Source organism: Streptomyces bobili, assembly GCF_002154575.1.
GTDB lineage: Bacteria > Actinomycetota > Actinomycetes > Streptomycetales > Streptomycetaceae > Streptomyces > Streptomyces bobili.
In genome coordinates, this window is the sequence record NZ_MUBA01000122.1 from 26,076 (window position 1) to 32,428 (window position 6,353).

The following is a 6,353-nucleotide window of genomic DNA, read 5'->3' on the forward strand; positions in this document are numbered from 1 at the left end:
CATGAGCGCGCCCGAGGAGGAGTCCAGGGATACGGAGACGGTCCTCGCCTGCGGGGAGGTCCGCACCTGCCTGCTGCCCACTCGGGACGCGGTCGACGAGCAGGTCGCCGAACGGCTGCTGCGGCTGCGCGCCGACGAACGCGTCCGGCTCTCCCGGCGCCCCAACCGGCACGCCGTCTCCCCGGACATCCTCACCGGCGTCGACTGCCGGCTGCCCACCGCGGGCGGCGCCAAGATTCGCGCCGTCGGCACCGTGACCGCCCGCGCCGCCCTCGTCGAGGGCCGGGTGCTCCAGGCCACCGCCCACTTCGCCGCCCCCGCCGACGGCCCCGACCGGCGGCAGCCCTGGGGCTACTACCTGGTCCGCCCCGGTGTCCTCGTCCCCGTCGGCAGACTCGCCCGGCAGGCCGTCGTCAAAGGCTTCCTGACGGGACAGCAGCAGGACGAGCTGGACGTCGGCTCGGTCGCCGAGAGCCTCCTCGCGCGGATCTCCCGCCAGCACCGGCTGCTCGACTACGACACCCCGCTCAACACCACCGACACCAGCCTGCGCTGGGCCGCCCTGCCGGCCGCCGACGGTGAACCGGCCGCCCCGCACTTCACCGTCGCCGACGACGGCCGGCGCGTCGTCGAACTGCGGCTGCCCCGCGGGACCTCACCCGCCGCGGCGGCAACGCTCTGCGAGGACCTCGCCCTGCACGACTGGCTGCTCACCACCGTCGCCGACAAACTCGACGGCCTGCGGCTCGGCTCCGCCGACGGCCGCGCCGCACTCAAGGTGCTGCGCCCGCTCGTCGACCACCTGCTGCACCTGTGGATGCCGCAGGCGCGCGTCGACCGCACCCTGAACGCCCTGTGGCAGGAACTGGAGGAGACTCCGGGATTCAGCAGACAGTGGACGAGTCTGGCCCAGCGCATCCGGGACCAGCTCGCCGTCCAGCTCCTCACCCGGAGCGACGCGCTCACCGCGTCCTGACGGCGGCATCGCAACACCTGTCCGAGCACGATTCGACGCACCACTCGACGCACGATCCCAACGGGGGGAGAAAGAGAGATGAGCGCACCGACGAACTCGTACTTCCGAAGCGGCCAGCAGCGGCGGTCCGACAACGACAGCGCACGTCAGCTCACGCTGAAACTCCTGGTCACCATAGTGGTGGGCGGAGTGGTCTACATACTCACCAACGTCCTGCTGCCGAAGGAGGAAGGACCCTGGCAGCTGGTGCTGTCCGTGCTGTGCGGCGGCACGGTCCTGATCGTCCAGTTCATGGCGTCGTTCGTGAACCAGCTCAGCGAACTCAAGGACGTCGTGGAGAAGCGCTTCGCCGACATAGGCGAGGCCACGAAGCTCTTCAACGAGGTGGAGAAGCTGCGCGGCGACGGGGTGCCCCGGCTCGCCGAGCACGCCACCAAGGTCGTCTCCATGGGGCCCGACATCCTGCACGAGTTCGCGCACGAGGAGATCAACCGCCTCGCCGCGCAGATGGAGGACCTCACCAACCTCAGCGCCGAGACGCCCGGCGAGAACCACGACTGGCTGATGACGCTCACCAAGTGCACCAGAAGCAGCATCGACGCCATCAGCACCAGCGTCGTCGACGACGGCTTCTGGTCCACCGAACCCGCGAGCCGCTATCTCACCGCCCAGCGCGAGGCGATCCTCGAACGGGGCGTCAGCGTACGGCGGTTGTTCATCGTCAAGGAGAGTCAGGAGCGTTCCGCGCTCGCCCCGATCTGCGACGAGCAGCGCCAGATCGGCATCCAGGTCCGGGTCGTGGTCCTGGAACACCTCCCGGCGCATCTGCGGCGCGGCAAGATGATCGACTGGATCGTCTTCGACGGGGCGCTGACCTACGAGATCCACGCAGACCAGCTCAGCGTGAACTCCTCGACCACGGTGAACGCCCGAGCGGACGAGGTCCAGCCGCTGATCCGGCGCTTCAACCAGCTGTGGGACGCCTCCGCGGAGATCTCCCCCAACGGCACGCCCGACACCGTGCCCGTGCTGACGCCGGGGGCCGACCCGGACGGCGACTGACGCGCCGCCCGGCCCGGCCCCGGGCGGTGCCTCAGCCGAGCGTCGCCGCCAGCAGCTTCGTCGTCTCCACGATCAGGGCGTGGTCGTAGGCCGCTTCCCGCTCCGGCATGGTGACCTGGACCACCAGCACGACGGGCGTGCCGTCGGGGGTCCAGGCGATCCCGGCGTCGTTGTTGGCGCCGTACCAGCCGCCGCCGGTCTTGTCGGCGAGCGTCCAGGCGGGCGGCAGCCCGGCGCGGAAGCGGTTGTCGCTGGTGCGGTTGGCGAGCATCCAGTCCGTCAGCCGCCGCCGGTCGTGCGCCGCCAGCTCGTCGCCCAGCACCAGCCGGGCGTACGAGCGGCCGATCGCGTACGGCGTCGTGGTGTCCGTCACCCGCCACGGCTCGGCCGAGTTCAGCTCCGGCTCCCACCGGTCGAGCCGGGTGAACCGGTCACCGATCGACCGGGCGAAGCGGGTGACCGCGGCCGGGCCGCCCAGCTCGCGCAGCAGCAGGTTGGCGGCCGTGTTGTCGCTGCGGCGGATCGCCGCGTCGCACAGCTCGGCGACAGTCATGCCGTCGGCCACGTGCAGCTCGGTCTCGGGCGAGTTCTCCACCAGGTCGTCGGCGGTGAAGTGGATGCGGCGGGCCAGGACCTCGCCGTTCCGGTCCAGGTCGCGCAGGACGGCGGCGACCGCGAGGACCTTGAACAGGGAGCAGACCGGGAAGCGTTCGGCGGCCCGGTGGCGCACGGAACGCCGGGTGCGCACGTTGTACGCGAAGACGCCGAGGCGGGCGCCGTGCGCCTCCTCCAGGGCCCTCAGGCGGGCGCCGACGGGATCGGTGCCGTCGGCGGCACGGGCGGCGGCCTGGCCGGCGCCCAGCAGGGAGGCCGCGGTCACGGCGCCCGCGGTGGTGAGCAGGGTACGGCGGTTCGTCGAGCCTGGGATGGTTCTCTCCGTCCGTCGGTGACTGGGTCGGGGAACCCCGGTGGTCTCCGGAGTGCCCTCCTTGATCACGGACGCCCTGCCCGGCCGCACGGTTGCGAGCGCGGGTTCGTGCCCGCCGCCCTCCCCGCGTAGGCGAGAATGGCGGCATGAGTCTGTTCCGCGACGACGGCATCGTGCTGCGCACCCAGAAGCTGGGCGAGGCGGACCGGATCATCACGCTTCTTACGCGCGGTCATGGCCGGGTGCGGGCCGTGGCTCGTGGGGTGCGGCGGACCAAGTCGAAGTTCGGGGCCCGGCTGGAGCCCTTCTCGCATGTGGACGTGCAGTTCTTCGCGCGGGGGAGCGAACTGATCGGGCGCGGGCTTCCGCTGTGCACGCAGAGCGAGACCATCGCGCCGTACGGCGGTGGCATCGTCACCGACTACGCCCGGTACACCGCCGGCACGGCCATGCTGGAGACCGCCGAGCGGTTCACCGACCACGAAGGGGAACCGGCCGTGCAGCAGTACCTGCTGCTCGTCGGGGCCCTGCGCACCCTCGCCCGCGGCGAGCACGCCCCCCACCTGGTGCTGGACGCCTTCCTGCTGCGCTCCCTCGCCGTCAACGGCTACGCGCCCAGCTTCGGCGACTGCGCGAAGTGCGGCATGCCCGGCCCGAACCGGTTCTTCTCCGTCGCCTCCGGCGGCTCCGTCTGCGCGGACTGCCGGGTGCCCGGCAGCGTCGTACCCTCGCCGGAGGCCCTGGTCCTGCTGGGCGCGCTGCTCACGGGAGACTGGGAGACCGCGGACGCCTGCGAGGCGCGGCACGTCCGGGAGGGCAGCGGGCTGGTGTCCGCCTACCTGCACTGGCACCTGGAGCGCGGGCTGCGCTCCCTGCGGTACGTCGAGAAGTAGCCGAGAAGCAGAAACAAGCCGAAACGCAAGAGGAGACGAGAAGCACATGGTCGTACGCGGGTTCCTGGGGCGGCAGCGTCGGGAGTACAAGGCGCCGGAGCCGCACCCGTCCGGCGCCCGCGCGCCGAAGCTCCCCGGCGAGCTGGTCCCCGAGCATGTCGCGATCGTCATGGACGGCAACGGCCGCTGGGCGAAGGAGCGGGGCCTGCCCCGCACCGAGGGCCACAAGGTGGGCGCCGAGCGGGTGATGGACGTCCTTCAGGGCGGCGTCGAGATCGGTGTGCGGAACATCTCCCTGTACGCCTTCTCCACCGAGAACTGGAAGCGCTCGCCCGACGAGGTGCGCTTCCTGATGAACTTCAACCGCGACTTCATCCGCAAGACCCGTGACCAGCTCGACGAGCTGGGTATCCGGGTGCGCTGGGTGGGCCGTATGCCCAAGCTGTGGAAGTCGGTCGCCAAGGAGCTCCAGATCGCCCAGGAGCAGACGAAGGACAACAACCGTCTCACTCTGTACTTCTGCATGAACTACGGCGGGCGCGCGGAGATCGCCGACGCGGCGATGGCTCTCGCCGAGGACGTGAAGGCGGGCCGTCTCGACCCGTCGAAGGTCAACGAGAAGACGCTGCAGAAGTACATGTACTACCCGGACATGCCGGACGTGGACCTGTTCCTGCGCCCGAGCGGCGAGATGCGCACGTCCAACTACCTGCTGTGGCAGAGCGCCTACGCGGAGATGGTCTTCCAGGACGTCCTGTGGCCGGACTTCGACCGCCGCGACCTGTGGCGGGCCTGCCTGGAGTTCGCCTCCCGCGACCGCCGCTTCGGCGGCGCGATCCCCAACGAGGAGCTGCTGGCCATGAAAGACGGGCAGGAGTGAACAGCCCGTCTGGGGGCGAAGCCCCCAGGCAGTCCCGGCACCCCACCCGCACGAGACCCCGCTGAGTAGACCCCGCTCAGCCGCCGGAGGCCGTCGCGCAGTCGGAGCAGGTGCCGAAGATCTCCACCGTGTGCGCCACGTTCACGAACCCGTGTTCCGAGGCGATGGCCTCCGCCCACTTCTCGACGGCCGGGCCCTCGACCTCGACCGCCTTGCCGCAGGCGCGGCAGACGAGGTGGTGGTGGTGTTCGCCGGTGGAGCAGCGGCGGTAGACGGACTCGCCGTCGGAGGTGCGCAGCACGTCGACCTCGCCGGCGTCGGCGAGGGTCTGCAGGGTGCGGTAGACCGTGGTCAGCCCGACGGAGTCGCCCTTGTGCTTGAGCATGTCGTGGAGATCCTGAGCGCTGCGGAACTCGTCGACCTCGTCGAGCGCCGCGGCCACGGCGGCACGCTGCCGGGTGGCTCGGCCCTTCACGGGCGATCCAGCGGTGGTCACCGTTTCCTCCTCACGTCTGCGCTTTGCCGGGCCATTGTGCCAGTCCGGACTGTGTGCGGTCAGACGCCGTCTCGGTCACCCGTTCCTCGGGTGGCCGGAATCGAGCACTCCGCCGGATCTCCGGCGGGCTGCGCGGCGGCTGCGGCGCGGGCGCGGCGCCGGGCCAGCGGGGTGGCCAGCGCGGTCAGCAGGACGAACGCGCCGATGGTCAGCAGCACGATCGTCGCGCCGGGCGGAACGTCCTGGTAGTACGACGTGACCGTGCCGCCGATGGTCACGCTGACGCCGATCGCGACCGAGATGGCGAAGGTCGCCGCGAAGCTGCGGCTGAGCTGCTGGGCCGCCGCCACCGGCACCACCATCAGCGCCGACACCAGCAGCAGGCCGACCACGCGCATGGCGACGGTCACGGTGACCGCCGCGGTGATCGCCGTCAGCAGGTTCAGGGCGCGCACCGGGAGCCCGGTGACGCGTGCGAACTCCTCGTCCTGGCTGACGGCGAACAGCTGCCGGCGCAGTCCGACGGTGACGAGGACCACGAAGGCCGCGAGGATGCAGATCGCGGAGACGTCCGACTCGGACACCGTCGACAGCGAGCCGAAGAGGTACGAGGTCAGGTTGGCGTTGGAGCCGGTCGGCGCGAGGTTGATGAACATCACGCCGCCGGCCATGCCGCCGTAGAAGAGCATGGCGAGGGCGATGTCGCCGCGGGTCTTGCCGTACCAGCGGATCAGTTCCATGAGGACGGCGCCGAGGACGGAGACGGCGGTGGCCATCCAGACCGGGGACCAGGACAGCAGGAAGCCGAGGCCGACGCCGGTCATCGCGACGTGGCCGATGCCGTCGCCCATGAGGGCCTGGCGGCGCTGAACGAGGTAGATGCCGACGGCGGGCGCGGTGATGCCGACCAGGACGGCGGCGAGCAGGGCCCGCTGCATGAAGGCGTAGTCGAGGATGTCCATCAGCTCAGCAGTCCCGTGCGGATCGGTTCGGCGCCCGCCGGAGCGTGCGGGTGTACGTGGTCGTGGCCGGGCAGCGCGTGCTGGCCGACGGCGCGCGGCGGCGGGCCGTCGTGCGTGACGCAGCCGTCGCGCAGGACGACGGCCCGGTCGATGAGG

General features: G+C 71.1%; 7 protein-coding genes and 1 pseudogene. 4 read left to right on the top strand and 4 right to left on the bottom strand.

Annotation, left to right across the window (positions count from 1 at the left end):
* Position 1 precedes the first annotated feature (1 nt).
* Entirely contained in the window at positions 2 to 976 is a 975-nt protein-coding gene (locus BZL64_RS11215; protein ID WP_086768612.1) for an SCO2521 family protein, read from the top strand.
* Between the two features lie 78 nt (positions 977 to 1,054).
* Positions 1,055 to 2,038 carry a DUF6879 family protein gene (locus BZL64_RS11220; RefSeq protein WP_086768614.1) on the top strand — a complete coding sequence of 328 codons (984 nt, stop codon included), beginning with the start codon at positions 1,055 to 1,057 and terminating at the stop codon, positions 2,036 to 2,038.
* A gap of 31 nt (positions 2,039 to 2,069) precedes the next feature.
* Here BZL64_RS11220 and bla read toward each other — a convergent pair whose 3' ends face one another.
* A complete protein-coding gene (gene bla, locus BZL64_RS11225) occupies positions 2,070 to 2,966 on the bottom strand; it encodes a class A beta-lactamase (protein WP_086768631.1) in 897 nt (298 codons plus the stop codon).
* A gap of 146 nt (positions 2,967 to 3,112) precedes the next feature.
* Between bla and recO the strand changes: the two genes are divergently transcribed.
* Together recO and BZL64_RS11235 are read left to right on the top strand one after the other, a co-directional pair.
* On the top strand, positions 3,113 to 3,859 hold the full coding sequence (gene recO / locus BZL64_RS11230) for a DNA repair protein RecO (RefSeq protein WP_086768616.1): 747 nt from the start codon (positions 3,113 to 3,115) through the stop codon (positions 3,857 to 3,859).
* 46 nt (positions 3,860 to 3,905) lie between these two features.
* Complete coding sequence (locus BZL64_RS11235) at positions 3,906 to 4,739, top strand: isoprenyl transferase (protein WP_086768618.1); 834 nt, start codon at positions 3,906 to 3,908, stop codon at positions 4,737 to 4,739.
* A gap of 76 nt (positions 4,740 to 4,815) precedes the next feature.
* Here BZL64_RS11235 and BZL64_RS11240 read toward each other — a convergent pair whose 3' ends face one another.
* From BZL64_RS11240 to BZL64_RS41070, 3 genes and pseudogenes are all read right to left on the bottom strand, one after another.
* Positions 4,816 to 5,235 carry a Fur family transcriptional regulator gene (locus BZL64_RS11240; protein ID WP_086768620.1) on the bottom strand — a complete coding sequence of 140 codons (420 nt, stop codon included), beginning with the start codon at positions 5,233 to 5,235 and terminating at the stop codon, positions 4,816 to 4,818.
* Positions 5,236 to 5,294: 59 nt separating this feature from the next.
* Complete coding sequence (locus tag BZL64_RS11245) at positions 5,295 to 6,197, bottom strand: metal ABC transporter permease (protein WP_086768622.1); 903 nt, start codon at positions 6,195 to 6,197, stop codon at positions 5,295 to 5,297.
* Positions 6,197 to 6,353, bottom strand: a pseudogene (locus tag BZL64_RS41070) (ABC transporter); the annotation flags it as partial. The pseudogene BZL64_RS41070 and the gene BZL64_RS11245, both read right to left, overlap by 1 nt.

Coding starts and splice junctions, on each gene's coding strand:
- BZL64_RS11215 (WP_086768612.1), top strand. CDS start 2: ATGAGCGCGCCCGAGGAGGAGTCCAGGGATACGGAGACGGTCCTCGCC.
- BZL64_RS11220 (WP_086768614.1), top strand. CDS start 1,055: ATGAGCGCACCGACGAACTCGTACTTCCGAAGCGGCCAGCAGCGGCGG.
- recO (WP_086768616.1), top strand. CDS start 3,113: ATGAGTCTGTTCCGCGACGACGGCATCGTGCTGCGCACCCAGAAGCTG.
- BZL64_RS11235 (WP_086768618.1), top strand. CDS start 3,906: ATGGTCGTACGCGGGTTCCTGGGGCGGCAGCGTCGGGAGTACAAGGCG.
- BZL64_RS11245 (WP_086768622.1), bottom strand. CDS start 6,197: ATGGACATCCTCGACTACGCCTTCATGCAGCGGGCCCTGCTCGCCGCC.